Raw genomic sequence first — 25,579 nt, 5'->3', positions numbered from 1 at the left:
CCTCGGGGATCCGCGGCTTGCCTGGAGTCGGGCCGTCGACGAGACCGAGCGACGGCCGGGAGGAGCGGTTCCGATGGACATCGACATGGACGTTGACGTGGTGGTGATCGGCGCCGGGGTGATCGGCCTGACCTCGGCGCTGCGCCTGCAACACGGGGGGTTGCGGGTGGCGGTGGTGGCCGCCGATCCGCCGCTGGCCTCGACATCGGCCGTGGCGGCGGCCGTGTGGTATCCGTCCGGCATGGCCGAGGACGCGCGGGTGGCGGCGTGGGCGGCGGCCACCTTCGCCGAGTTCACGCGGCAGGCCGCCGACGGCGTGCCGGGGGTGTCGATGCGTCCGACGCGTATGCTGGCGCACCGCCGGGCGGGCGCGGAGGCGCCGTGGTGGGCGGCGGGCGTACCGGATCTGCGGCGGGTCGGCTCCGCGGAGTTGGCGCCGCCGTACCGGGACGGCTGGGAGTTCACCGCCCCCGCCGTGGAGATGCCGTTGTATCTGCCGTGGCTGCTCGACCGGTTCCACGAGGGCGGTGGGGTCCTCGTCCTCCAGCGGCTCGGCTCGCTGGGTGCGGCCTCCGGTCGGGCACCCGCCGTGGTCAACGCCTCGGGGCTCGGCGCCCGGGAGCTGTGCGGCGACCCGGCGGTGCACCCGGTACGCGGCCAGCTCGTCCTGGTCCGCAACCCCGGTCTGCGCCGCTCGCTGCGGGTCCAGGACGACCCCGCCGGTTACGTCTACGTCCACCCCCGCAGCACCGATGTCGTCCTCGGCGGCACGTTCGACGCCGACCGCTGGGATGCCACCGCCGACCCGGAGGTCTCCCGCGCCATCCTGCGCCGCTGCGCCGCGCTCGCCCCCGAACTGCGCGACGCCCAGGTCATCGACCACCGCAGCGGCCTGCGTCCCGCACGCCGTGGTGGCATCCGCCTCGAAACCGATCTCTGCTCCCTGCCCGGCACCCGCCTCGTCCACAACTACGGCCACGGCGGCGCCGGGGTCACCCTGTGCTGGGGGTGCGCCGACACCACCGCCGCCCTGGTCGGCACGGCGGTGTCATGAGACTCCCCTACCGCGTCCGCGCGACGGTGCGCGTCACCCTGACGACCGTGGCCGCGCTGCTGTCGTTCGTCAACGGGGTCCTGGGCGAGATCGGCGACGACACCCCCGTGAGCCGGGACGGGACGTGGACCGCCCAGTCGTCCCCGATGCCCCCCGCTCGCCTGCGCGTCGATGCCACCGGCCCGGACATCATCTGGCAGCACGGGCAGCTGTTCGTCACGCAGTCCGGATTCGCCGGGCTCGACGACGTACGGATCGGGTTCGCGCCGCAGGTGCTCCAAGGGGCCCGTGGTGGTCCGGCGAGCCCCGGTTACGCGAACCTGGGCCGGTGGACGGGGTCGGCCGGGCCGTCACGCCGCGACTGCGCCGAGCTGATCACGGCGCACGGGGTCGGCCAACTGACCGTGCACGCCGGGTCGGTGGTGTGTGTCGCCCTCGTCGGCGCCGGCGGGCTGGCCGCGTTCCACGTCACGGCCGTCCAGGGGTGGCGCATGGTGACCGAGGCCACGGTGTGGTCGGCCGCCGGGACCTCGGTGCGATAGCCGCGGGGGACCCGCTGTGCGCCGCGGCTCCTACCCGTCGTGGCCCTCGGCCGAGTTGGAGGGCAGCAGCCGGTAGGTGTCCTGGTCGGCGACGACGTGGCCGGCGGTGGGCGGTGCGAAGTGGGTGCCGAGGACGAGGGTGCCGGTACCGGCAAGGGACCCGAACAGCTCACGGCGGGTGGCCTCGGAGCGCCGCGGGTCGATGTCGACGCAGGCGCCGATGGCGGGGTGGGCGAACTGGACCGGGTGGTGGACGCAGTCCCCGGTGATCAGCGCCGTCTCACCCCGACTGGTCAGTTCGACGGCGACGTGTCCGGGGGTGTGGCCGGGGGTGGGCAGCAGACGCACGCCGGGTGCCACCTCCACGCCCTCGGCCGGGACGTCGACGAGGTCCAGCAGACCCGCCCGCTCGACCGGAATCACCGAGTCGCGGAACATCTGCGCGCGCGCCTCGTCCATGTCGTACCCGGCCCAGAACTCCCGCTCGGTACGGGAGGTGAGGTAACGGGAGTTGGGGAAGGTGGGGACCCAATCGCCGTTCGCCTCACGGGTGTTCCAGCCGACGTGGTCGGCGTGCAGGTGGGTGAGGATCACCAGATCGACGGAGTCCGGGGGGAATCCGGCGGCGGTGAGGCGCTCCAGGAAGTCGGTGCGCAGGTCGTGCCAGGCGGGGTTGGCCCGTTCCTTGCCGTTGCCGATGCCGGTGTCGACGAGGACGCGCCGCCCGCCGGTGACGAAGGCGAAGCTGTGGCTGTCGATCCGCAGGACGCCTTCGTGGTCGGCGAAGTGGGGGTGGAGCCAGTCCTGTGCGGTGACCACCTCGGGGGTGGCGTCGGGCAGCAGCCAGGGTCCGGTCGCGGGCGGCAGCGGGGTCTCGTCGACGCGGTGGACGGTGATGTCGCCCACGGTCCAGGAGGTGAGGGGGCTGTTGTGCATGGTTCGTCGTTCCCTTCGGTCTTCTTCGGTCTTCTTCAGCGCGGGCGGTGGTCCGCGGGGCGGGCCGCCTTGCGGCGGGGGACGGTGAGCGCGGCCAGCCCGCCACGGCGAGCAGGGCGGCAGTGACGGCGTAGGCGTGGGCGGCGGTTCCGAGCCCGTAGCGCTGGGTGGCGGCGCCCGCGGCGATCGCGGGCGGGCTCATGGACAGGTAGCTGAGGAGGTGGTAAGCGGCCAGGGTGGCGGCGCGGTCCCGCTCGTCGAGCGAGACGAGGACCATACGCAGCGCCCCTTGGGAAACGGCCCCGAAGGCGACGCCGGTCAGGGCCGCGCCACGGTGCGTCGGACAAGACGCTGGGCATGAGACCCCTTTCGCTAAACGCAACGGGTTTGCCTTTAGGCACCGTAGGACCTACAGTCGACTAAAGCAAACTGTTAGCTTTTGGGGCGCGGAGCCGCTCCGCCGCCCCGCGCCGATCAGGAAAGAGCGCGCATGTCCGCCGCTGAACTCACCCCGCCCGAGGCTGCCCGCTGGGCCGGCCGTGCCGGGCTCCCGCTGCCGGCCGACCGCCAGGCCCAGGTCGCCGCCGTCGCCGATCACATCCACTCCGTCGTCTCGGTCCTGCGAGAACTGGACTTCGGGGACACCCCGCCGGCCCCCGCCTACCGCGCCGGAGAGGAGAAGCACGATGCGGCCGTATGAACTGTCCCTGGCGGCAGCCGCCGAAGCGATCCGGGCGGGGAAGCTCTCCCCCGTCGAGCTGGTGGACTCGGTCCTGGACCGCATCGAGCAGGTGGAACCGCACCTCAACGCCTACGTCACCGTCACCGCGGAACGCGCCCGGAAGGCGGCGCGGGAGGCCGGGGCGGTCCGTCCGCACGGGCCGCTGCACGGCATACCCATGGCGCTGAAGGACCTGATCGACGTGGCCGGAGCGGCCACCACGGCCAGCTCCCGGGTCCGCGCCGGCCACCGCGCGGAGGCCGACAGCACGGTCGCCGCACGCCTGACGGCTGCCGGCGCCGTCCTGGTCGGCAAGGCGCACACCCACGAGTTCGCCTACGGCCTGACCACCCCGCAGACCAACAACGCCTGGGACCACGGCCGGGTCGCCGGCGGTTCCAGCGGCGGGTCCGCCGTCGCCGTCGCCTCGGGCGCCGCGACCTTCGCCCTGGGCACCGACACCGGCGGTTCGATCCGGGTGCCCGCCGCGCTCAACGGGGTCGTCGGCCTCAAGCCGACCTACGGCCTCGTCCCCCGCCACGGCGTCACCTCCCTGTCCTGGTCGCTGGACCACGTCGGCCCGATCACCCGCACCGTCGAGGACGCCGCGCTGGTCCTCGACGCCCTGACCGGACACGACCCGCGCGACCCCGCCTCACTGGCCGTCCCCGCCGTCGACCACCGTCCGGGGACGGCCACGGACCTGACCGGGGTACGCGTCGGGGTGCCGCGCAACTACTACTTCGACCATGTCGACGCCGAGGTGGAGGCCGCCGTCCGGCACGCCATCGGGCGGCTGGAGGACCTCGGCGCACGGCTCGTCGGGATCGACGTCCCGATGACCCGCTACATCCAGGCGACCCAGTGGGGGCTGATGGTGGCGGAGGCCACCGCCTACCACGAGGGCACCGTGCGCACCGTCCCCGAGCTGTACCAGGACGACGTCCGCGTCCTGCTGGAGGCCGGCGAGCTGATGTCCGCCGGGGACTACCTGCGTGCCCAGCGCTCCCGCACGCTGATGCGGCAGGAGTGGGCCCGCCTGCTGCGGGAGGTCGACGTGATCGCCGCCCCGACGGTCCCGACGACCGCGGTGAAGGCCGGCGAGGAGACGATCACCTGGTCCGACGGCACGATCGAGGCGGTCTCCGACGCCTACGTGCGCCTTTCCGCCCCCGCCAACATCACCGGGATACCCGCCCTGTCGGTTCCGGTCGGCCACGACACGCAAGGGCTGCCGATCGGCATGCAGTTGCTCGGCCGGCCGCTCGGGGAACGCGCGCTTCTGCGGGTGGGCCACGCCTACGAGCGGACGCAGCCCGTCCGCGCGCTCGCGCCGGTGGCCTGAACGACGGGATGCGGGTCCGGCCGACGTTCCGGCCGGCCCGGCCCGCACGCCGTTCGACGCCCGCCCCGAGGGTCCTTAAACGCAAGGACTGTGCTTTAAGGTGGTGTCATGAGCCGCAAGCAGATGGTCCGCCCCGGCGGGCGCAGCGCCCGGGTCCAGGCGTCGGTGCACACCGCCGTCCGCGAACTGCTCTCCGAGGCGGGCCGCGACGCGCTCACCGTGCCGCTCGTCGCCCAGCGTGCCGGGGTCACCCCCTCCACGATCTACCGGCGCTGGGGCGACCTGCAAGAACTGCTCTCGGACGTCGCCGTGGAACGCCTCCGCCCCGACACCGCACCCGACGACCACGGCGACCTGTTCCGCGATCTGACGGCCTGGGCCGAGCAGTTCCTCGACGAGATGGCCTCGCCGTCGGGCCGTGCCTACATCCGCGACGCACTCCTCGGCGATCCGGACGGCGGCAACGCCGGACAGTGCTCGGCCTACGCCGCCGAGCAGATCGACACCATCCTCACCCGCGCCGCCGGCCGCGACGAGGACACCCCCCGCACCGAGACCGTTGTCGACCGGGTCGTCGCCCCCCTGATGTACCGCATCCTCTTCCGTCCCGCCGGGCTCGACACCGCCTACGCGCACCGGCTCGTCGCCGAACTCCTCGACCCGTGCGGGGAGTCCGGCGAACGACCGGGCACCGCGATCAGCGGCCCTGGAGCGCCTTGACGTTGTCGCCGAAGGTCCACCCCTTCGAACCGTCCCAGTTGACGGACCAGTCCATCAGGCCCTTCAGCCGGCCGTTGTAGCCGCCGTACGCCTGACTTACCTGATCCGGCGTCATATACCCGCCGCCCGCGCCGGGTTGGGCGGGCAGTCCGGGGACCTGGTGGTCGTAGGGGACGCGGATGGTGGTGCCCTGGACCACCAGGCCGGCGTCGAGGCAGTCGGTCTGCGCGGTGAACCCCTGGACCGTTCCCGCCCCGTAGGAGTCGCCGGCGCAGCCGTACATGCTGCCGTTGTAGTACTGCATGTTGAGCCACCACAGGCGGCCGTTGTCCATGTACTTCTTGATGACCGGCAGGTAGGCGCCCCAGATGGAACCGTAGGTGACGCTGCCGCCGGTGACGTAGGCGGTCTCGGGGGCCATGGTCAGGCCGAACCCGGGCGGCATCTGGGCCAGTACGCCGTCGATGATGCGCTCCAGGTTGGCCTGCGAGGTGGAGAGCTGGTTGATGTCGCCGCTGCCGACCAGGCCGGTCTCGATGTCGATGTCGATGCCGTCGAAGTTGTCGGCCTTCAGGATCGGCACCACGGTCTGCACGAAGCGGTCGGCCACCGCGCTGGAGCTGAGGTCGATGCCGGCCGCGGCGCCGCCGATGGAGAGGAGCACCGTCTGGCCGGCCGCCTTGGCCTGGCAGATCTCGGCGGGGGTGGGGACCTGGACGCCGGTGTCCATGCCGGTGTTCCACTCCACGGTGCCGTCGGAGAGGATCACCGGGAAGGCGGCGTTCAGCACGTTGTAGCCGTGGGCCTGGATCCGGCTGTCGGTGACCGGGATCCAGCCGAGTCCGGGGTGGACACCGCCCGCGGCGCCGTCCCAGTTCTCCCAGTAGCCCTGGAGGACGGGGCCGGCCGGACGCTGCTGCGGGGCGCAGGTGTCGGCCGGGGCTGCGGCGGCGGGAGTTGGCGCGGGTAACGCCCAGCTGACGGCGAGGGCGGCGGCGAGGGCGAGCAGGCGTGCGAAACGGACGGCCATGGTGGGGTTCCCTTCCGCCATGGCCTGCCGCCGGAGCGGGTGGGGGTGGCCATGACGAGCAGCTGTGGGGGGTTCGCGTGGTCGCGCAAGTGCCGTGCGTGCTGCTCGGATCGTAGGAGCGGCCCCACAGGGCGTCAATAGGTCTGAACCAATGCCCGCGACCCGCTCCGGCCGCGCGGTGGCCGTGGCCCTCCCGCCCCTCGACTACACCCCCGCGGCCGTGGCGAACCCGTCCGAGGCGTCGGCCGGCCGGCCGTCCTGCCAGACGCTGTCGAACTCGGTTTGGAAATGGTCGCACCAGTGGCCGTCGCGGTGCGGCAGCACGGTGAAGACGGCGTCGCCGCTGGCCGAGCTGTGCGAGTAGATGTCGACGTAGGTACGGCCGCCGGGGCGCCGCGGATCGAGCAGGAGCAGCCCGAAGGCCGGGACGAAGCTCAGGAAGCGCACCTCCACCCGGCCCTCCGCGCCGGGCGTGCTCGCCAGTTCCCGGAGCAGGTCCACCGACGAACGCAGTCTGTTGCGGTACATCTCGGCCCGGTCCGGGATGGTGCTGCGGCGTGCCGCCTCCTCCGGGGCCGAGCCGGCCGGATCCAGCAACGCCACCTTGACCACGGCTCCGGCGGCGACCCTGCGCTGGAGTTCGTCCACCAGGTTGCGCAGGGTGCGCGAGAGCGTCACCCCGACGATCCGGATGTCCTGCGCCGTTCGCACATGCTCGACGACATCCGGTTTGTCCCTGCTCAACAGGTCCTGGACGGAGGCCTCCCCGACGCCCCGCGCGCGCACCTCCGCGGCCAGCTCCGCCACTTGCCGGCGGCTGCCCAGCATCCCGCCCGCCATCACGGCCAGCGTCGCCAGCGTGGCGGCCGCCAGCACCTCGCCACCGACCGTGCCGAGGACCCCCAGGACCGCCAGCACCAGGGAAAGCGCCCCCGTCGTATAGATCTCCAGGTTCTCCCCCGCCGAGAGATCCGCACGCAACCGCCGAAGAAAACGCATGACGGCCATGGTCATGGCGGCCTGAGGCCACGTCAACGCGACGCCGGACCCGCGTACCGCCCGGGGTACCGTGACGGGCCTCACATGGATACGCGAACGTATGGGATACGCGGATGCATTCGATACGGTGACGTATCGGGGAGTGGAGGCCGGGTGCGTCCGGGTGCGTATCCGGGGGACTCCGAGGGAAGGGAGTGCTGTCATGGACGCGGACGTCATTGTCGTCGGGGCCGGGCTCGCCGGGTTGGTCGCGGCGCACGAGCTGACCAGCCGGGGACGGAAGGTCGCGGTGGTGGACCAGGAGAACGCCGCCAATCTGGGGGGTCAGGCGTACTGGTCGTTCGGCGGGTTGTTCCTGGTCAACACACCGGAGCAGCGGCGGCTGGGGGTGCGGGACTCGTTCGATCTGGCGTGGAACGACTGGCAGGGCAGCGCCCGGTTCGACCGGCTGGAGGACGAGGACTCCTGGGCGGTGCGCTGGGCACGGGCCTACGTGGACTTCGCCGCGGGCGAGAAGCGTTCCTGGATCGATTCCCACGGCATCAAGCTGACGCCGATGGTGGGTTGGGCCGAACGCGGTGACCTGCGCGCGAACGGCCACGGCAACTCCGTACCACGCTTCCACGTCGCCTGGGGCACCGGCACCGGGGTGGTGGCGCCGTTCGTGCGCAGCGCCCGCGAGGCGGCCGACGCCGGACTGCTCACGTTCCACCACCGTCACCGGGTCGACGAACTCGCCGTGCAGGACGCAGCGGTCACCGGGGTGCGCGGCACCGTGCTGGCGGAGGACCCCGCGCCGCGCGGGGTGGCCTCCAACCGCGAGCCGGTCGGGGAGTTCGAGCTCACCGCCCAGGCCGTGATCGTGACCACCGGCGGCATCGGCGGCAACCACGACATCGTGCGCCGCTACTGGCCGCCGCGCCTTGGCACGCCCCCCCGGAGCATGGTCACCGGCGTGCCGGCGTACGTGGACGGGCGGATGCTGGACATCAGCGCGGCGGCCGGGGTGCGGCTGGTCAACCGCGACCGGATGTGGCACTACACCGAAGGCATCCAGAACTGGAACCCGGTCTGGCCCGGCCACGGGATCCGCATCCTGCCGGGTCCGTCCTCGATGTGGTTCGACGCGCTGGGCCGGCGCCTGCCCGACCCCTGCCTGCCCGGCTACGACACCTTGAGCACGCTCGCGTACCTGCGTACCACCGAGGACATCGCCGGATACGACCACTCGTGGTTCATCCTCACCCAGAAGATCATCGAGAAGGAGTTCGCGCTGTCGGGTTCCGAGCAGAACCCCGACATCACCAGCGGTGACCGCAAGGCGGTGCTGCGCGAACGCGTCCTCGGCCGCGGGGCGCCGGGGCCGGTCGAGGCGTTCAAACGGCACGGCGCGGACTTCGTGGTCGCCGCCTCGCTGGAGGAACTGGTGGCGAGGATGAACGGCCTCACCGAGGAGCCGCTGCTGGACGCGGCGGCGCTGCGTGCCCAGATCGAGGCCCGCGACCTGCAGATCGCCAACCCGTTCAGCAAGGACTCGCAGATCCAGGGCGTCTGCAACGCCCGCCGGTACCTGGGCGACCGGATCAGCCGCACCGCGGCACCGCACCGCATCCTGGACCCGGCGGCCGGGCCGCTGATCGGCGTCAAGCTCCACGTCCTGACCCGCAAGACACTCGGCGGCATCCAGACCGACCTCGACTCGCGCGCCCTGGGCCTGGACGGCCGGCCCGTCGGCGGCCTGTACGCGGCCGGGGAGGTCGCGGGGTTCGGCGGTGGCGGTGTCCACGGTTACAACGCGCTGGAAGGCACCTTCCTGGGCGGCTGCCTGTTCTCCGGCCGTGCGGCCGGCCGCGCCGCGGCAGCGGCGGTGGCCTGAGACGTCGGGTCGAACCTAGCGGCGTGCGGGGCTGTGCACGGCGTCGAGGGTGATGGCGAGGAGCCGTTCGGAGCGGGCGGGGTCGTCCTCGGCGCGGGCGGTGGACAAGGCGATGCCGACGACGAGTTGGAGCAGGTCGGCGGGGGTGAGGTCGGGGCGTGCGGTGCCGTGGCGCTGGGCGCGGGTCAGCAGCGCGGTGGCCGCGTCCAGGATCATCCGGTGGCAGTCGAAGGCGGGTTCCCCGGCCCCTTCGACCAGCCAGGCGCCGGTCAGGCCCTGGCTGGTGCGGGCGTGGGCGAGGAAGATCCGCAGCCACCGGTCGAGCCCGTCGTCGGCGCGGTCGGCGGTCAGCAGTTCCGCGGCCTGCTCGCACAGGGTCTCGACGCGGTCCCTGACGACCGCGGTGAGCAGGGCGTGCCGGGTCGGGAAGTGGCGGTAGAGGGTGCCCGGTCCGACGTCGGCGCGGCGGGCGATCTCGTTGAGCGAGGCGTCCGGGCCGGCCTCGGCGAAGACCTCCCGGGCCGCGGCGAGGAGTCGTTCCCGGTTGCGCCGGGCGTCCGTGCGCGGCCGTCGGGTCCCGTGTCCCGCTGGCGTCATGGGTGCCGCTCCTCACCGGTCGCTCCCGGGTCGTCGTGTCCGGCCTCCGGGTGGGTCCTGGGTCGCGAAGGCCGGCCAAACGGAGAACCTCTCCGCATGGTACCGGGAATCAACCCGGAAAGGCTCTCCGGAGTGTCGGGAGACAACGGTGCCCAACGAGAAGGCGGCCGGGGCCCTGGGCCGGGCCACGACATCGTTACTGATCGACTCGGCGTTCCGCCCGGGCGGCCCGGTCCCGGGCGGCACAATGGGGTGCGGGACGCGCGGTGACGAGCGGGTTTTCGGGGGGCAGCGATGGGGCCGAGCACCACCGTGCTCAGCGACGAAGCGGTGGTCCGGGTTCTCGACCCGGCGGGCCGGCCGGTGGGGGCCGGGTTCCTCACCGTGGACCGGCACGTGATGACCTGCGCCCACGTGGTGGCCGCCGCGCTGGGCGTGCCCGAGAGCGCGGAGCCGCCGGCCGGTCTGCTGCGGGTGGACTTCCCGCTCGCCGAGCCGGGACGGTTCGTCCAGGCCCGCGTCCTGGCGTGGGTGCCCACCCGGCCGGACGAGTCGGGGGACGTCGCGGTGCTGCGCCTGCTCTCCGACCCGCCGGCCACCGCGCCGCTGGCCCGCCTCGTGGAGCACGGCGCGGCGCCCGGGCTGACGGTGCGCACCTTCGGCTTCCCGCTCGGCTACCAGGACGGGGTGTGGAGTTCCGGTGTGCTGCGCGGCCGGCAGGCCACCGGCTGGCTCCAGTACGACGCCGACCCGGCGAGCCAGTACGAGGTGCGGCGCGGCTTCTCCGGGGCGCCGGTGTGGGACCGGGAACACGGTGGTGTGGTCGGCATGGTGGTCGCCGTGGACGCCCGGGCCGGCCGCCGCACCGGCTATCTGATCCCCACCGAGACACTGCACGACTGCTGGCCGGCGCTGCGCCGGGCGGTGCTGGAACGTTCCCCGTTCCGGGCGTTGCGTCCGTTCCAGGAGGCGGACGCCGAGGTGTTCCACGGCCGCGAGGAGCCGGCGCGCCGGATCGTCGAGCGGCTCGGGTCAGGGTCGGGCGTCACGCTCGTCGGCGCGTCGGGGGTGGGCAAGTCCTCGCTGCTGTACGCCGGGGTGCTTCCGGCGCTGCGGGCGGACGCGGGGCGGGCGGTGGTGGTGTTCCAGCCCGGCACCTCGCCGCTGGAGTCGCTGTCGCGGGCTCTGCTGCCGCTGCTGGAGCCGGACGTGGCGGAGGCGGACCGGCTGCGCGCGGCCGAACGCGTCGCCGGGACGCTGCGCGCGGGCGGGGCGCCGGAGGTGGTGCGCCAGGTGCTCGCCCGGTGGCGGAAGCACCAACTGCTGCTGCTCGCCGACCAGTTCGAGCAGGCGCTGGTGCGCCCCGACGACCCCGATCTGGACGCCTTCGCCGCCGTGCTGGCCCACTGCCGCGAGCCGGGCTCCCCGCTCCAGGTCGTCCTCGCGCTGCGCGCCGACTTCCTGGCCACCGCCTTGAACCACCCCGGGGTGGCCCCGCTGCTGGACGACGGGCGGCTGTTCACCCTGGGCCCCATGACGCGCGAGGAGGTGCGCGCGGCCGTCGAACGTCCCCCGGAGCGGGTCGGGGTGCGCTACGAACCGGGTCTGGTGGACAGGCTCCTCGCGGACTTCGGCTCGGAGCCGGGCCGTCTGCCCCTGCTGGAGTTCACCCTCAGCACGCTGTGGGACCTCCAGCGGGACGGGCTCATCGGCCACGCCCAGTACGACTCGCTGGGCGGGCTCGGCAAGGCCCTGGCCGACCACGCGGAGCGGGTCTGGCACCAACTGCGCGACGAGGAGCGCCGCACCGCCCGTACCCTTCTGGTGCAGCTCGCCGATCCGCGCGGCCCCGGCGAGTCCCCGACCCGCCGCACCGTGCCGCGTACCGGTCTGACCGTGCCCCAATGGCGGTTGGCGCAGCGTCTGATGACCACCCGGCTGCTGGTGCCCGGGGCGGACCAGGTCACCCCGGGCGGGGTGGTCGAGAGCGTGGAGCTGGCCCACGAGACCCTTCTGACCGCGTGGGCGCGGCTGAGCGAATTCGTCGGCGCCGACGAGGAGTTCCGCCGCTGGCAGGAGGAGCTGCGTGGGCGCATCACGCGCTGGCGTGCCGAGGGCCGCCCCCGCAACCGGCTGCCGCGCGGCTCGGACCTGCGGGACGCGACGCGCTGGCGGCAGGCCCGCTCCGTTGAACTCCTGCCGGAGGAGCGGGAGTTCGTCGACGCCGCCCGGTCGGCAGCCCGACGCCGCCGGTGGTACGCGCTCACCACGGTCACCGTGCTGATGACGGTGGCCGCCGCCGGTACCTTCACCTGGCGCCACCAGTCGGAGGTGACGGCACGCAACCACAGCACCGCCACCGCCGCCGCGGCCCTGGTGCAGCAGTCACGCGAGGCGGCGGCCGGCAGCGGGCGCGGCGACCCGTACACCGGGCTGCTGCTGGCCATGCGCGCCTACCGCACCTGGGACACCCCCGCCACCAGGGCGCAGCTGGCGAAGGAGTACGCGGTCTACGGGGCGGCGTACGCCATCGTGCCGGACTACGGCACGGCGGCCGGCGATACCGTGGCCGCGCTGAGCGATCTGGCCACCGACGCGGGCAGCACGCTGGCGGTCAGCGCCGACGGACGCGTCGCCATCACCCGGGACGACAAGAGCGAGGTGGAGGTGTGGCGGCTGGCCGCCCGGCCGCCGTCGGGCACCTCGACCGGCCGGTCCGCCGAGGTCACCGCCGTCTCGCCGGACGGGTCGCTGGTGGCGATGGCCCGCGGCACCGGCTACTCCGAGACGGGCTCGATGCTGGAGGGGCAGGGTGGCCCGACGGTGACGCTGTACGACACCCGTACCCGCGCCACGCGGACGCTCCAGTCACCCGGTCAGGGCGACCCCGGCGCCACCTCCCTCCCCTCCGCGCTCGCCAGTCCCCCGGTACCGATCCCGTCCGGCGCCACCGTTCCGACCACCTACCAGGGGATGGCCTTCGACCCGGGCGGCACGCGGCTCGCCGCGCTCACCGCCGGGCGCCTGATCGTGTGGGACCTGGCGAACGGCCGGATCGGGAAGATCATGCGGGTCCCCAACTCGCTGGAGACCTACCGGTTCTTCTTCGGCCCGGACGGCCGCAGCCTGATCACCCTCTCCCCCGTCATCCCGACGGGCGGCGCCCTGCTGAAGGGCGGCGGCGGATACGCGGTCACCACCTGGGACCTCGGCGAGGCCGCTCCCCGGCCCCGGATCGTGCTGACGCTGCCGTGGACGGCGAGCCCGGCCGAGACGGCTGTCAGCGCGGACGGCGGCGCCCTGGCCGTGGCCGGCTTCCACGCCGGCTGGCCCAGCACCGGGGACGTCTCGGTGTACGCCCTGCCGAGCGGCTGGCTCATCCGCCGGGACCGGACGGAGACGGTGTCGCCGACCGGGATCGTACTGACCCCCGGGGGCCGGCGGGACGTCGCCTACACCACCCCGGGCCGCCTGGGACCACCGGGAACGTCCGACCAGCTCCCCGGCGTCGGCGTCATCCTGGACCCCTCCCCCGGCTCGCTGGCACTGGCGCCACCCTGGCGGAGCGTGGCGTTGCTGGGGCGGTCCGGCACCTCTGCCGTCCTCCTGGCCAACTGGGGGCTCGACGCCTTCGTCGGCGCCTCGGGGGACGGGGACACGCTCTCCAAGGTCCCCGCCGTGCCGCCGCCCGCGGTGCCGACCGCGTCGCCGTTCCGGTTCCCCACCCTCGACCCGGACGCCCCCGCCTCTCCCGGCGGCACGCCCGCGCGGTGGATGGACCGGCTCTGCCGTGTCGTCGCGGACCCGAACCTGCGGCCCGCCGCCGAACGGAAGCTTCCGCCCGGCGCCTATCGCGGTCCGCTGTGCCCCTGACCCGACCACGCGCCGGCCACGCCGGGAACGTACCGAAGGGAACGCCATGACCCCGCAGACCAGGCTCGTCGTCACCCCGCTCACCCCGCTGTCCGGATCAACGGGGCAGGGGGCGGCCGAGGTGGTGGTCGAGGTGGAGGAGGCCGATGCCGGTATCGTGCGCGCCTCCCGGCCGGCGGAGATCGCGGCCACCGCGGTGCGTTCGCTCGCGGAGAGCTTCGACCAGGTGCGCGCCGCCGCCGAGGTCGCGCTGGACCGGCTCAAGTCGATGTCGGTAAGCCCCAGTTCGATCGAGCTGGAACTCGGCGTCAAGCTCAACGCGGAGGTGGGGGCGGTGATCGCCAGGACGGCCGGGGAGGGCAACTTCGTGCTGCGGCTGGTGTGGGACGGCGGGCACGGCGCGGACGGGCAGGGAGGCTGACGCCCCGGCGGCCGTCATCCGCCGGCACGGGACGTGGCCCGGCGGGCGAGCAGCGCGGCCGGGGCGATCAGCACGGCGAGCGAGGCCAGCAGGCAGGGCATGCCGCGCGCGGTCGTCACCTGGGCCACCACGATCACCAGGGCGGGCAGTACGGTGCTGCCCGTCATACCGGCGACCAGGAGCACCGAGTTGGCGCGCTGCGGCGCCGGATGGTGGCGGGTCAGCCAGGCGATGGCGGTGGGGAAGACGGGCGCCATCGCGAAACCGGCCAGGGCCAGGGCCGCCGGTGTTTCCGGTCTCCAGGACCTTGGTGCCGGTCTGGGCGACGGCGAAGGTCGGCGCGGGCAATCCGGCGGATTCGAGGCGGGCGAGAACGTCCCGGATCTGGTCGCGGAATTCCCCGGGGTCGTTGGTGTCGGTTCCCTGGTCCTCGAAGCCGATCTCGAAAAGGATTCGGCGATCGGCGCTTCGGGCCGCCTCCCAGCACTCCCCGTACAGGGCCACGAGCCGGTCGGCCGCCACCGCGAACGGGGCGGGGCCCTGCCGGTCCATGGAGGTGTCGATGTGCAGCAGGTCGAACCCGTTGCGGATGTCCTCGCGGAAGGAGTCCAGCGCGGAACGCATGGCCTGCTCGGCGCCGATCCGGTCCGACCGCTCGCGGGGGAGCTGGTACGGGCCGCCGTGGTCGCGGCAGAGCAGCACCAGGCCCTTGGGGTCCTGTTCGCGGACGTAACGGGCGAACTGTTCGGTCGTCCACCCTTCCACGTAACCGCCGCCCAGTTCGGCCGCCTCGATCTGGCGGCGGCTGGGGATGAGCATCAGCGGTTGGCCGAAGCGGTGGGCCACCGCTATGCACGCGTCGACGGAGTTGCGTGACATCGGGCCCGTTCCCAGTCGCGCCGGCACGGCCGACTCACGTCCGGCTTCACTCGAAGAATCCACGCGCGAAAATCCTTCCGTCCCGCAGATGCGGACTTCCAGGAGAAAGCGGTAAAGGTCTCGAGTATTCGCACGCGCGGCGAACTCGTATGCCACGAACCGACCGGCGCGCACGCCACGTTCGGACTCGCCCGACTGGGCATCGGACCGAAAGGCCCTCATGGGCGTCAACCTTTACACAGCCGTCCGGGGTTCGCCAAGGAGCCGGTACGCCGATCATGGCCGGATCCACCCGCACACCAAACCGGCCACCCGGAAGGCCCCGGCGAAACGACCCGCGACAACGCCAGGTTACGGACCATTCCGGACGCCTGTCCCGCAGCGGTAACGGGCCTTGCGGACACGCCTCCTTGACCAATTGGCCGATTCTCCTCCCAGCATTCCGCGAGAAGTCCCGCCACGACAGAACGGCACCGGGTGGAACGTCTTTCCGGCCAACTACGTGCACATGGCCGGTGGTTTAACGACGACATGTTCCCGGTGAGAACCCGTACGGGTTCCGGTCGGCCCCGCGCGATACGGGAGGTGTGGCGCCATGGCCGACCACGATGCCGTCGTACCCGACGACCCGGATCCGTACGGGCCGTTGCCGTGGCGAACGCGTTCGTTACGATCGGGGTATGAGTGCGAAACGAGAGCCGGTCAGCCGCCGGGAGCGCCCCGCCAAGCCCGCCCTGTCCCGGCAGGGCATCGTGGACACCGCCGTGCGGATCATGCGCGCCGAGGGGCTGGAGAAGCTGACGATGCGCCGCCTGGCGCAGGAGTTGGACACCGGACCGGCCTCGCTCTACGTCTACGTGGCCAACACCGCCGAACTCCACGCGGCCGTGCTCGACGCGCTGCTCGGCGAGGTCGACCTGGCCGGGGAGGGCGCCGGGAAGGGCTGGCGCGACCGCCTGCTGGCCGTGCTGACCTCCTACACCACCGTCCTGTTCGAGCACCCGCAGCTCGCCCGGTCGACCGTGGTCGCCCGTCCCAGCGGGGAGAACTACCTCAACCTCGTGGAACGCCTCCTGGAGCTGCTCTCGCTCAGCGGGGCCACCCGCGAGCAGGCCGCCTGGGGGGTCGACAAGCTGATCCAGCACGCCACCGCCACCGCCGCCGAGCACGCGACGCAGGAGGACGACCCGACGGCCCGGGACGACTGGAACGCCCTCACCAGGGTCCTGGACACCGTGGAGGCGACCACCCACCCGGCGATCAAGGCGCACATGCCCGCCCTGCTCAGCGGCACCCCCACGGCCCGGCTCACCTGGGGCTTCGACGTTCTCCTCAACGGCATCACGAGTACCCCGGTGCCCGGCCCGGCGGAGTGAGGCCGAGCCCTGGCGCCCGGCGGAAGGCGGCCACGTGCTCGGTGAGGAAGGTACGCAGGTCACGAGGGCGCTCGCCGGTGACGGAGGCCACGTCGTCGGAGAGCCATGCCGCGTCGCCTTCGGCGATGAGGCCGAACACCTGGGCGTTGGACGCCGCGACGGGCTCGGGCACCCCGGCCCGGATCATGGCGGCCCGGTGCTCGTCGGGGGAGATCCTGCGGTACGCGACCGGGTGCCCCAGGACGTCGGTCAGCGCTCGCGCGACGTCCCCGAAGGTGATCAGCTCGGGCCCGGTGAGCAGGTAGGTGCGGCCGGCGTGCCCGGAGGGCGCCGCGGCGACGGCCGCCGCGGTGGCGGCCACGTCACGGGCGTCGATCATCCCGAACCGGCCGTCGCCGGCCGACATCACGAACCCTGCGGTCTCCTTGACCGCCGGCGCGACGGCGAGCAGGTTCTGCATGTAGAGGTTGGGCGCGAGCAGGGTGTGCCCGAGCCCGGTGGCCTTCAGGTGGGCCTCGATCCGCGCGTGGTCACGCCGCCGGTCGACCGGGGAGTCGGCCGCTGCCTTGTGGTTGGTGATCTTCACGATGTGGCGCACGCCCTGGCGGAGGGCGCTGTCGATCACCGCGATCTCCTGCTCCGGCACGGACGGGGTGACGAGCACCACGGTGTCGACGCCACACAGGGCCGCGTCGAGGGTGTCCGGGCGGCCGAAGTCGCCGACGGCGATCTCGACGCCGTCCACGGCGGACGCGCGTGCCGGGTCACGGACCAGCGCCCGCGTGGGGTGCCGCCGCGCGGCCAGCAGGCGCACGGCTTCCGATCCGACGTTTCCGGTCGCTCCGGTGACCAGGATCATGCGTTCTCCCTCGACAGTGCCCATCAGCAGGACGGCGGCGGCGCGGCGGCCCCGGACCCCCGCGCGCCCCGTCCAGGGTGCGCACGTCCGGTACCCGTTGTGAAGTAGGCACCTGTCGGGTATATAGGTACCTGATGGATACCGAGTACGGTTACGCGAAGGACTGCCCGTCACGCACGGTGGTGAGCGTGCTCGCCAACAAGTGGTCGCTCTACGTACTCGGTCTGCTGCGGCATTACGAACGCCCCCTGCGCTTCACGGAGTTGCGCCGGCACATCGAGGGCGTGACCCAGAAGTCCCTCACCCAGGCGCTCCGCAACCTCGAACGCGACGGCCTGGTCAGCCGCACCATCTACCCGACCATCCCCCCGCGCGTCGAGTACGCCCTGACCGACCTCGGCGTCGAGGCGGGCGCCCTGACCGCGGCGATCGCCGACTGGTCCAAGGCCAACGCCTCCCGGGTCCTCGAAGCGCGCTCGGCGTACGACCGCCGCCCCGCCGACGGGTCCTGAACGATCCCCACACCCGGCGGTTCGACGCATACACAGTGACGAACTTGTTCGTAACGAACGTGTTCGCTAGGCTGGAGTCGTCCGATCGGATCGCTTCACGCGACGGCCGTCCGCCACGCTGGGGCCCGCGTCAAGCGCGACACTTCTGGAGGCTCCGATGACCACCCACCACCCCATCGCGATCATCGGCGGAGGTCTCGGCGGCCTCACCGCGGCCCGAGTGCTGCATGTGGCCGGCGTCGAGGCGACCGTCTTCGAGCTGGACGCGTCGGCCGGGACCCGCACCCAGGGCGGCATGCTCGACATCCACGAGGAGAACGGGCAGAAGGCGCTGCACGCCGCCGGACTCCACGACGACTTCCGCACCCTCATCCACGACGGCGGCCAGGCCATGCGCCTGGTGGGCCCGGACGGCACCGTCCACCTCGCCGACGAGGACGACGGCAGCGCGCCCCGCCCCGAGGTGGACCGCGGCGACCTGCGCGACCTGCTGCTCAACTCCCTGCCGGACGGCACGATCCGCTGGGGTGTGAAGGCGACCGGGGCCCGCCCGCTGGGCGACGGACGCCACGAGGTGGCCTTCGCCGACGGCTCCACCATCACCACCGACCTCCTCGTCGGCGCCGACGGTGCCTGGTCGCGGATCCGGCCGCTGGTCTCGGACGCCAAGCCCGCCTACACCGGCATCTCGTTCGTGGAGACCGATCTGCTGGACGCCGACACCCGTCACCCGCGCAGCGCCGCCCTCGTCGGCGGCGGGTTCTTCATCTCCCTCGGTGACCGGCGCGGCTTCCTCGGCCACCGCGAGACCGACGGCAGCCTCCACGTCTACACCGCGCTCAGGGCCGACGAGGGGTGGCTCGACACCATCGACTTCGGCGACACCGCAGCCGCCAAGGCGGCGGTCCTGTCCCACTTCGACGGCTGGGACGAGAGCCTGCGCGCCCTCGTCGCCGACGCCGACGGCGCGCTGGTACCCCGCCGCATCCACGCCCTGCCCGTCGGCCACCGCTGGGACCGCGTCCCGGGGGTGACGCTGCTCGGCGACGCCGCCCACCTGATGTCGCCCTTCGCCGGCGAGGGCGCCAACCTCGCTCTGCTCGACGGCGCCGAACTCGGCCAGGCCGTCGCCGCCCACCCCGGCGACATCGAGGCCGCCCTGACCGCGTACGAGGAAGCGCTCTTCCCGCGCGCCGAGGCGTCCGCCGCCGAGTCCGCCGGGAGCCTGGAGGCCATGTTCGGCCCGCGCGGCCTGGAGAGGACGGTCGAGCTGTTCACCACCGGCCCGGCGGGCCGGTGACGGTCTCCAGGTCACCTCGCGACGCGGGCACCGGCCGCTGGTGTCCGACCGGGCGCACGGCGGTTCAGCGGCGGCTGCCGGACGTCGGGTGGCGGGCGAACTCGGCGGGGGTACGGCCGTACCGGCTCTTGAAGGCCCGGATGAAGTGGCTGCTGTCGGCGAACTGCCAGTGGGCGGCGATCTCCGAGACGCTTCGCCGTCCGGTCGGCGCCAGCAGGTCGAGCCGGGCCCGTTCCAGTCTGCGGCCGCGGATGTATCCGGCGACGGTCTCCTCCGTGCACGCGAAGGCACGGTGCAACGTGCGGACGGAGACGTTGAGTTCACGGGCGAGTGCCGCCGGGGAGAGGCCGGGGTCGGTGAGCCGGCGGTCCGCGAGGTCCTTCGCCGCCTGGGCCAGGGTGGGGCCGAGCAAGGGTTCGGCCGGGTCCGCCCGCCGCCCGAGCACCCCCTTGACCAGTTCGATCAGCGCGTGGTGGGCGGCCTGGGCGCCGGCCGGGGTGAGGGCGGGGGCGGTCTGCTCGACCAGGTGCACATGGCCGAGGAGCAGCCGCATCTCGGCGGAGGCCGCCGACCCGGTGATCAGCCGGTCCCCGATCAGCGGCCCGAGGCCGGACGACGGCAGGATCAGTATCGTCGCCGCGGTGTGCCGCGCCGTCTCGGAGGTCGGCGGGCCGCTGCGCTGAAGCATGAAGTGCCCGGCCGGGACGGCGACTCGGCCCTCGCCACGCCGGTCGAAGCTCCACACGTCACGCCGCACCACGTGCATCAGCACCTTGTCGGCAAGACCCGGCGGGAGACCGCCGGTGTTGGTGCCGACCAGCGATCGACTGCGTACGTCGGCGATCACCGATTCGTACGCCGTGACGGCACGCGCGCTGATCCGGAACTCACCCGTGCTGCCGGGGGTGAAGGCGGGGGCGGGATACGCCTCGCCGACCTGCCTCTCCCATCCGCGCCGGAAGAGGTCGTAGCCGTGGGCCGCGGGGTGTTCCTCGGTGACGTCCAGGGCGAACGTACCGCTCGTCACCGTCACCGTCACGGTCGCCTCGCTCTCCGTCTGGCACCGACGTTCCGCCGGTGTGGCGCTGTGGTTCAAGCCTAGGTGGCGCGGCCCCGCCTAGCGTGGCCGGAGCCGGACGGACCGGTGCGGCAGCCCCCTCGTTCTGGAAGGACTGTAGTCGTGAGTGTTTTCGCTGACCGGGTCGTTGTGGTCACCGGCGCCGGGGAAGGCATCGGTGCCGCCGTCGCGCACCGGTTCGCCGCGGACGGCGCGACCGTCGTGCTGGTCGGGCGGACGCTGGAGAAGCTCCGCGAGGCCGCGGCCGCGGCCCCGGACGGCGCCACCGTGTTCGCCCGCACCGCCGATGTCACCGTGCCGGACGAGGCCGAGGCGCTGATCGCCTCCGTCGCCGCCGACCTCGGACGCCTGGACGTCCTGGTCAACAACGCGGGCGCGCCGGCGTTCGGTACGGTCGAAGCCGTCGCCCCGGAGCAGTGGCGAGCGGCGATGGCCGTCAACCTCGACGCCGTCTACCACACCAGCCGGGCGGCGATCCCGCACCTGCGCCGCACGCACGGCTGCGTGGTCAACGTCGGCTCGGTGAGCGGACTGGGCGGCGACTACGGCATGGCCGCCTACAACGCGGCCAAGGGCGGCATGGTCAACCTCACGCGCGCGATGGCGGTGGACCACGCCCCCGAGGTCCGCGTCAACGCCGTCCACCCCGGGTTCACGCTCAACACCGGCATCACCGCCGGCCTCACCGAAGACACGCCCGCCGTGCGCTCCTTCACCGAACGCATCCCCTTCGGCCGGGTGGCCCGGCCCGAGGAGGTCGCGGGGGTCGTCGCCTTCCTCGCCGGCCCCGACGCACGGTACGTCACCGGCGCGCAGATACCGGTCGACGGCGGCCTCGGCGCCGCCAGCGGGCAGCCCCGCATCGGGACGTGAGCCCGGGGCCGGCCCGGTGCCGTCAAGCCGCGGACGGCGCGGCCGGATACGGCCCAACCCGACGGCGCCCGCACCGGATTCGACGGGGCGCACCGGAACCCGCGACCCTCTCGGCGGCGTCGTAGCGGGAGCCGGGGCGGGGATCCCGGGCGCCGGGACGATCGGGCAGGGGTGGGAACACGTGGAGAGATCGTTGTCGCAAGGGTACGGGGGCGCGTCCGGGACGGGACGGCGCCGTGGGCTCGCGGTCCGGGCCGGCTGCGCGGTCGTGCTGGCGGCCGGCGCGGTGGTGGGGGTGCCCGGCACCGGGCAGGCCGCCGCCACGGCTGTGGTGCCGGGTTCGGTACCGTCCGCCGTGCGCGCCGCGTCCGTGGCGGGTGCCGTGCCGGCGTCGCGGGAGCTGACCGTCCAGGTGTGGCTGAAGCCGGATCTGGCGGGCGCCGCCGCGTTCGCCGACGCGGTCGCCACCCCCGGCGGCCCCGAGTTCCACCACTACCTGAGCCCCGACGCCTACACGGCCAGGTTCGGCCCCTCCGCCGCCCACGCCACCGCCCTCGCGGCGTGGCTGAGGAGCCGGCACCTGACCCAGGTCCGGATCGGCAGCGGCCGTGACTACGTCTCGGCGACCGGACCGGTGTCGGCGGTGCAGTCGGCGTTCGGGGTGCGGATCAACCAGTACCGGACCACGGCCGCGGACGGCACGCCCACGGTGATCCGGTCCAACGACCGCGACGTCTCCCTGCCGGCCGCGCTCGCCTCCGACGTGATCGGCGTGACCGGTCTCAACGACGTCCCCCCGGCCGTGCCCCGGGCCGCCGCGCCGCTCCCGCACGGCAAGGCCGCCAACGCCCCGACGTGCTCCCACTACTGGGCACAGCACGTACGGTCCTTCCGCCCCGCCTACCAGGGGCTGACCAAGGCGTCCCTGCCGGCCTGCGGTTACTCCGCCGCCCAGATCCGCGCCGCCTACGGGGCGACGTGGACGGACACCGGCAAGGGCCAGACCGTCGCCCTCACCGAGGACGAGGCGCCCGAGGCGATGTTCCGGACGCTGACGGAGTACGCGCGGACCAACCATCTGCCCGCGCCCAAACCCTCCCAGTTCCGGGAGATCCAGGGCGGGAAGCCCTGCGCCGCCCCCTCGCACCACGCGGCGCATGCGGCACCCGTCAACGACGAGGCCGAGATGGACGCCGAGGCCGTCTACGCGATGGCGCCCGACGCCAACCAGCTGATGGTCGTCGGACAGGGCTGCGACGAGAACCAGGCACTGCTCAACGCCGCGCTCACCGTGCTGACCGGCGACGGCCGCCACCCCAGCGCCTCGATCGTCTCCAACTCCTGGCAGATCCCGCTGGGTTCGGTCCCGGAGCGGACCGTGCACGCGATCGCCCTGCGGGCCGCCTCCGAAGGCGTGGGGATGTACTTCTCCTCCGGTGACACCTCCGGGCTGACGGTGACCGACTCCGACCCGTACGTCACCGCGGTCGGCGGCACCACCCTCGGCATCGGGGCGGCCGGCAACCGGGTGTTCGAGACCGGTTGGTCCAGCGACTACGTCTCCTTGGACCACGGCAAGTGGAGCAGCCTGGGCCTCAGCGCGGCCGGCGGCGGCACCAGCCTTGTTCACGGACAGCCCGCCTACCAGAAGGGCGTCGTCCCGGCGTCGATGTCCCACGTCCGCGTCGGCAAACGGACGGTCATCGGCCGCGCCGTCCCCGACATCGCCGCCGACGCCGACCCCGACACCGGCCTGCTGACCGGCTACACCGCATCGGACAGCAACGGGAAACCCGGCCCCTACCGGACCGTCCCCAACGCCGGCACCAGCCTGGCCTGCCCGCTCGTCGCCGGCCTGATCGCCGACGCCCAACAGGGCCGCACCTCACCCTTCGGCTTCATCAACCCCCTGCTCTACCGGCTCGCCGGCACCCCGGCGTTCCACGACGTCCTCCCGGTCACCCCCGCCACACCCCAGCAGAACCGGGCCGCCTACCTCCCCCCGACCAACCCCTCGGACTCCCCCGCCCTCGACGTCTTCGACTCCCAGCGACACCCCGACACCAACCAGGTCACCGCCAAGGGCTACGACACCATGACCGGCCTCGGCACCCCCAACGGCACCGCCTTCCTCACCGCCCTCCGCCGAGGCCCCCACGCCGTTCCCGGCGCAGGGGTCGACGGTGTCGCGGCAGCTCGACGACGAGTGACGGCTCGCCCGGCGCCGTCGGGCTCGTAGGGGGCACGGACGATGTCGGGGAGGGCAGGAGGAGGGGTGAGGGTATGTTTCCGCGTCCGGGTGTGCGGGGGCGTGTTGTGTCCGCGCCCGTGGGCCGGGATGGTTCGTCGCTCGATGGGCGGCGGAGGCGGGGACGGACCAACGGCCGCATCGAAGGAGAAGATCTCATGGCCGACAACGCTGTTCACTATGTCTATCCGGCGAGCCGGCTGGACGAGGTGCTGCATCTGATCAACGAGCACGGTGAGTGTGTCGTCACCGTGGTCGGCGCGGAGAAGCGGGAAGGTGGCTTCTTCCCCGTCACCAACCACACCGACCCCGACCACGCCGGCTTCCTCGTCTTCACCCGGCGGGAAGGCAGCCGTCACTGATACCATCGCCGCGTTCCGGTAGAGCCGCCGACCGGCCGACCCCATGGCCCGGGCGCAGCGCCGCGCCCCCACGCCGGCGAACCGCTTTCACGACGCCGTACCGACCCGCACCGTACGGCACACGACCGGCGGGCGCGCCCATGTCGTCCCGGTGCTCGGGATCGCCGTCGAGGACGGTGAGTTCACACCTCCTGCGGACGTCTTCGCGGCATCCGCACGTCACCGGATGTCCGGCCCGGATCAGCGCGTCCAGCAACGTTGCGTCGGGCGGCACCCGCACCGTGTTCCCGGACCGGGCGCATTCCGTCTCGGACGGCCGGTGACGCCGGGACGCCGACGCGTACGGCCGACCGGAGCATCGGCAGGACGGGGGGCGTCGCCGTCCGCCTCGTCGTCTCCGCGACGGACCTCCTCGTCCACCGACTCGTCGCCGTGCCCGACCCCGTCGACATCTCCCGGCTGGAGGACGAACCCATCGCTACCCGACGGCCGCGCCGCGGAGAGGCGTCCCGTGCTGAGGACGGCGGCCGTCCGACGCACGCCGAGTAGTCTCCGATCGACTACGGGCCCTCGCCGTACACTGACCGGCATGGCATGCCGCATCACCGAGTTGGTCATCGACGCCGCCGACCCCGAACGGCTCGCCGCGTTCTGGAGCAAGGTCCTCGGTTACGTCGAACTCGACCGGGAGGACGACGGAAGCATCATGATCGGGCCGCCCGACACCGGCTTCGGCGGCCCGCAGCCCACGCTCGTGCTCAGCCCCAGCGACGATCCGCGGTCCGGGAAGCTCCCGCTGCACCTCGACGTCAGCCCCACCGACCGCGAGCAGGAAGCCGAGTTGGAGCGGCTGCTCGCGCTCGGCGCCGAGCCCGCCGACGTCGGCCAAACCGGCAACGAGAGCTGGCACGTCCTGGCCGACCCCGAAGGCAACGAGTTCTGCCTCCTGCGCGCCCGGGTCCCGCGCCTTTGACCCCGGACCTGACGCCGGATCGCGAACTCCCTGCCCGCGTCCACCGATCGCTCGCATCCCCCACTACTCGGTGATAGGTGACGCACCGCGTTCCATGGCCTCCTCACGACCGCGCCGACGGTTCAGCGCACCAGCGGTGAAGCCTCGGACACGAACGCCTCGATGGCCCGCTTGGCTTCGGCGTCCCGTGTCGTCCAGCCCGTCTGGTCCCGCGCGTTCGACATGTCTCGCGTGCGGTGGTAGGCCTGCTCGGCGGCGAGGACGGCCTGCCGGTCGTCGGTGAGGAGTTTGACCCGGTAGAGCGCTTGCCGGGCGACCGTCCGAAGGCGGTGCGCCTCGTCCCGGGCCGTGACGAACGCCTCGCCGTCCGGGTCTTCCTGCTTGCGGTACCACCGGTCCGCCTGGCCACGCCGGTAGTCCTCCATCGCCGCGGCGAACGCGCTGTACGTGGCTATGCGCTCCTGGCGGAGCGCTTCGGACCGCGTGAACTGCTCGTTGCGCTTCGACGCGAGGCGCTGGAAGGTATGCGTGATCACCGAGCCCAGCAGCGTTCCCACCACCGCCACGGCACTTGCCCAGATAGCTTCCACTGCACGAGGTGACCACAAACAACGCCGCCGCACCAAAAGTTCGGCATGTTCGCCCCGTCAGCGGTCGCGTGAGGCGTGCTCGCCGGTCCCGGGTCAGGCCAGGGTGACCCGCATGCCTCCCTCGGCCATTCGGGGCGGGCGGTGGGCCGCGAGCCCGGGTTAGGAGACCGTGGCCGAGATCTCCACGATCAGGCTGCCTTCTTTGAGGACGTCTCCTTCCTGGACGGCGAGTTTGGTGACGGTGCCGGCGGTGTCGGCCTCGATGGGGATCTCCATCTTCATGGCTTCGAGGATCGCCAGGGTGTCTCCGGGGGCGACGGTGCTGCCTTCGGTGACCAGGACCTTTCCTACGCTGCCGGGGAGGTCGGCGGTGATCTGCTGGGGCATGGGCGGGGGCTCCTGGTGGTCGTCGGTG

Annotated in this window: 25 protein-coding genes; 16 read left to right on the top strand and 9 right to left on the bottom strand. The window is 73.0% G+C overall.

All coding sequences use genetic code 11. The features are described 5' to 3' along the window. Positions 1-73 precede the first annotated feature (73 nt). Together SCATT_RS34330 and SCATT_RS34325 are read left to right on the top strand one after the other, a co-directional pair. Positions 74-1,054: an FAD-dependent oxidoreductase gene (locus tag SCATT_RS34330; RefSeq protein WP_014150726.1), complete on the top strand. Its 981-nt coding sequence runs from the start codon at positions 74-76 to the stop codon at positions 1,052-1,054. Beyond that, positions 1,051-1,596 carry a hypothetical protein gene (locus tag SCATT_RS34325; RefSeq protein WP_014150727.1) on the top strand — a complete coding sequence of 182 codons (546 nt, stop codon included), beginning with the start codon at positions 1,051-1,053 and terminating at the stop codon, positions 1,594-1,596. The genes SCATT_RS34330 and SCATT_RS34325 overlap by 4 nt, the downstream gene beginning before the upstream one ends. Before the next feature lie 30 nt (positions 1,597-1,626). On the opposite strand, the gene SCATT_RS34320 is transcribed toward SCATT_RS34325, so the two are convergent. Continuing rightward, the gene (locus SCATT_RS34320; protein WP_014150728.1) at positions 1,627-2,532 is read right to left on the bottom strand and encodes an MBL fold metallo-hydrolase; all 906 of its coding nucleotides are present in this window, start codon (positions 2,530-2,532) and stop codon (positions 1,627-1,629) included. Between the two features lie 490 nt (positions 2,533-3,022). Here SCATT_RS34320 and SCATT_RS34315 point away from each other — a divergent pair, with 490 nt between their 5' ends. The 3 genes from SCATT_RS34315 (at position 3,023) to SCATT_RS34305 (ending at position 5,318) form a co-directional block, all read left to right on the top strand. Then, on the top strand, positions 3,023-3,232 hold the full coding sequence (locus SCATT_RS34315) for a hypothetical protein (RefSeq protein WP_014150731.1): 210 nt from the start codon (positions 3,023-3,025) through the stop codon (positions 3,230-3,232). Then, positions 3,219-4,598 carry an amidase gene (locus tag SCATT_RS34310; RefSeq protein ID WP_014150732.1) on the top strand — a complete coding sequence of 460 codons (1,380 nt, stop codon included), beginning with the start codon at positions 3,219-3,221 and terminating at the stop codon, positions 4,596-4,598. The genes SCATT_RS34315 and SCATT_RS34310 overlap by 14 nt, the downstream gene beginning before the upstream one ends. Positions 4,599-4,706: 108 nt before the next feature. After that, positions 4,707-5,318 (top strand): TetR/AcrR family transcriptional regulator, encoded by a 612-nt coding sequence (locus SCATT_RS34305; RefSeq protein WP_014150733.1) that lies wholly within the window; start codon positions 4,707-4,709, stop codon positions 5,316-5,318. Here SCATT_RS34305 and SCATT_RS34300 read toward each other — a convergent pair. Together SCATT_RS34300 and SCATT_RS34295 are read right to left on the bottom strand one after the other, a co-directional pair. Beyond that, positions 5,296-6,348 carry a chitinase gene (locus tag SCATT_RS34300; RefSeq protein ID WP_014150734.1) on the bottom strand — a complete coding sequence of 351 codons (1,053 nt, stop codon included), beginning with the start codon at positions 6,346-6,348 and terminating at the stop codon, positions 5,296-5,298. The two genes, SCATT_RS34305 and SCATT_RS34300, sit on opposite strands and share 23 nt — an antisense overlap. 204 nt (positions 6,349-6,552) lie before the next feature. Then, a complete protein-coding gene (locus tag SCATT_RS34295; RefSeq protein WP_157894776.1) occupies positions 6,553-7,347 on the bottom strand; it encodes a hypothetical protein in 795 nt (264 codons plus the stop codon). 202 nt (positions 7,348-7,549) lie between these two features. Between SCATT_RS34295 and SCATT_RS34290 the strand changes: the two genes are divergently transcribed. Beyond that, positions 7,550-9,223, top strand: coding sequence for an FAD-binding dehydrogenase (locus SCATT_RS34290; protein WP_014150736.1), 1,674 nt, complete (start codon positions 7,550-7,552; stop codon positions 9,221-9,223). Positions 9,224-9,238: 15 nt separating this feature from the next. On the opposite strand, the gene SCATT_RS34285 is transcribed toward SCATT_RS34290, so the two are convergent. Next, positions 9,239-9,820 (bottom strand): TetR/AcrR family transcriptional regulator, encoded by a 582-nt coding sequence (locus SCATT_RS34285; RefSeq protein WP_014150737.1) that lies wholly within the window; start codon positions 9,818-9,820, stop codon positions 9,239-9,241. 294 nt (positions 9,821-10,114) lie between these two features. Here SCATT_RS34285 and SCATT_RS34280 point away from each other — a divergent pair, with 294 nt between their 5' ends. Next, positions 10,115-13,693: a serine protease gene (locus SCATT_RS34280; RefSeq protein WP_014150738.1), complete on the top strand. Its 3,579-nt coding sequence runs from the start codon at positions 10,115-10,117 to the stop codon at positions 13,691-13,693. A 46-nt stretch (positions 13,694-13,739) separates the two neighbouring features. Next, on the top strand, positions 13,740-14,114 hold the full coding sequence (locus SCATT_RS38345) for a CU044_2847 family protein (protein WP_014150739.1): 375 nt from the start codon (positions 13,740-13,742) through the stop codon (positions 14,112-14,114). Positions 14,115-14,128: 14 nt separating this feature from the next. Here the strand turns inward: SCATT_RS38345 and SCATT_RS38340 are convergent, their stop codons facing one another. After that, on the bottom strand, positions 14,129-14,371 hold the full coding sequence (locus SCATT_RS38340; RefSeq protein WP_014150740.1) for a hypothetical protein: 243 nt from the start codon (positions 14,369-14,371) through the stop codon (positions 14,129-14,131). On the opposite strand from SCATT_RS38340, the gene SCATT_RS38765 reads away from it, so the two are divergent. Next, a complete protein-coding gene (locus SCATT_RS38765) occupies positions 14,352-14,990 on the top strand; it encodes a hypothetical protein (RefSeq protein WP_157894777.1) in 639 nt (212 codons plus the stop codon). The two genes, SCATT_RS38340 and SCATT_RS38765, sit on opposite strands and share 20 nt — an antisense overlap. 683 nt (positions 14,991-15,673) lie before the next feature. Then, positions 15,674-16,369 (top strand): TetR/AcrR family transcriptional regulator, encoded by a 696-nt coding sequence (locus SCATT_RS34260; protein WP_014150741.1) that lies wholly within the window; start codon positions 15,674-15,676, stop codon positions 16,367-16,369. Here SCATT_RS34260 and SCATT_RS34255 read toward each other — a convergent pair. Continuing rightward, on the bottom strand, positions 16,335-17,252 hold the full coding sequence (locus SCATT_RS34255; RefSeq protein ID WP_231904891.1) for an SDR family oxidoreductase: 918 nt from the start codon (positions 17,250-17,252) through the stop codon (positions 16,335-16,337). The two genes, SCATT_RS34260 and SCATT_RS34255, sit on opposite strands and share 35 nt — an antisense overlap. 110 nt (positions 17,253-17,362) lie before the next feature. On the opposite strand from SCATT_RS34255, the gene SCATT_RS34250 reads away from it, so the two are divergent. Then, positions 17,363-17,740 carry a winged helix-turn-helix transcriptional regulator gene (locus SCATT_RS34250; RefSeq protein WP_014150743.1) on the top strand — a complete coding sequence of 126 codons (378 nt, stop codon included), beginning with the start codon at positions 17,363-17,365 and terminating at the stop codon, positions 17,738-17,740. A 157-nt stretch (positions 17,741-17,897) separates the two neighbouring features. Next, complete coding sequence (locus tag SCATT_RS34245) at positions 17,898-19,040, top strand: FAD-dependent oxidoreductase (protein ID WP_014150744.1); 1,143 nt, start codon at positions 17,898-17,900, stop codon at positions 19,038-19,040. A 64-nt stretch (positions 19,041-19,104) separates the two neighbouring features. Here the strand turns inward: SCATT_RS34245 and SCATT_RS34240 are convergent, their stop codons facing one another. Continuing rightward, the gene (locus SCATT_RS34240; RefSeq protein ID WP_239013392.1) at positions 19,105-20,067 is read right to left on the bottom strand and encodes a helix-turn-helix domain-containing protein; all 963 of its coding nucleotides are present in this window, start codon (positions 20,065-20,067) and stop codon (positions 19,105-19,107) included. A gap of 153 nt (positions 20,068-20,220) precedes the next feature. Here SCATT_RS34240 and SCATT_RS34235 point away from each other — a divergent pair, with 153 nt between their 5' ends. The 4 genes from SCATT_RS34235 (at position 20,221) to SCATT_RS34220 (ending at position 24,574) form a co-directional block, all read left to right on the top strand. Further along, positions 20,221-20,991, top strand: a complete 771-nt coding sequence (locus SCATT_RS34235) for a meso-2,3-butanediol dehydrogenase (RefSeq protein ID WP_014150746.1) — start codon at positions 20,221-20,223, stop codon at positions 20,989-20,991. A 181-nt stretch (positions 20,992-21,172) separates the two neighbouring features. Beyond that, entirely contained in the window at positions 21,173-23,230 is a 2,058-nt protein-coding gene (locus SCATT_RS34230; RefSeq protein ID WP_014150747.1) for a S53 family peptidase, read from the top strand. A 167-nt stretch (positions 23,231-23,397) separates the two neighbouring features. Continuing rightward, positions 23,398-23,601, top strand: a complete 204-nt coding sequence (locus tag SCATT_RS34225) for a hypothetical protein (protein ID WP_014150748.1) — start codon at positions 23,398-23,400, stop codon at positions 23,599-23,601. Between the two features lie 589 nt (positions 23,602-24,190). Further along, positions 24,191-24,574, top strand: a complete 384-nt coding sequence (locus SCATT_RS34220; RefSeq protein ID WP_014150749.1) for a VOC family protein — start codon at positions 24,191-24,193, stop codon at positions 24,572-24,574. A 122-nt stretch (positions 24,575-24,696) separates the two neighbouring features. Here SCATT_RS34220 and SCATT_RS34215 read toward each other — a convergent pair whose 3' ends face one another. Beyond that, positions 24,697-25,140 (bottom strand): hypothetical protein, encoded by a 444-nt coding sequence (locus SCATT_RS34215; protein ID WP_014150750.1) that lies wholly within the window; start codon positions 25,138-25,140, stop codon positions 24,697-24,699. 183 nt (positions 25,141-25,323) lie between these two features. Beyond that, positions 25,324-25,551, bottom strand: a complete 228-nt coding sequence (locus SCATT_RS34210) for a biotin/lipoyl-binding carrier protein (protein WP_014627076.1) — start codon at positions 25,549-25,551, stop codon at positions 25,324-25,326. Between the last annotated feature and the right edge of the window lie 28 nt (positions 25,552-25,579).

The sequence above is a fragment of the Streptantibioticus cattleyicolor NRRL 8057 = DSM 46488 genome, assembly GCF_000240165.1.
GTDB classification, from domain to species: domain Bacteria; phylum Actinomycetota; class Actinomycetes; order Streptomycetales; family Streptomycetaceae; genus Streptantibioticus; species Streptantibioticus cattleyicolor.
This window is presented reverse-complemented; position numbering and strand designations above follow the sequence as displayed.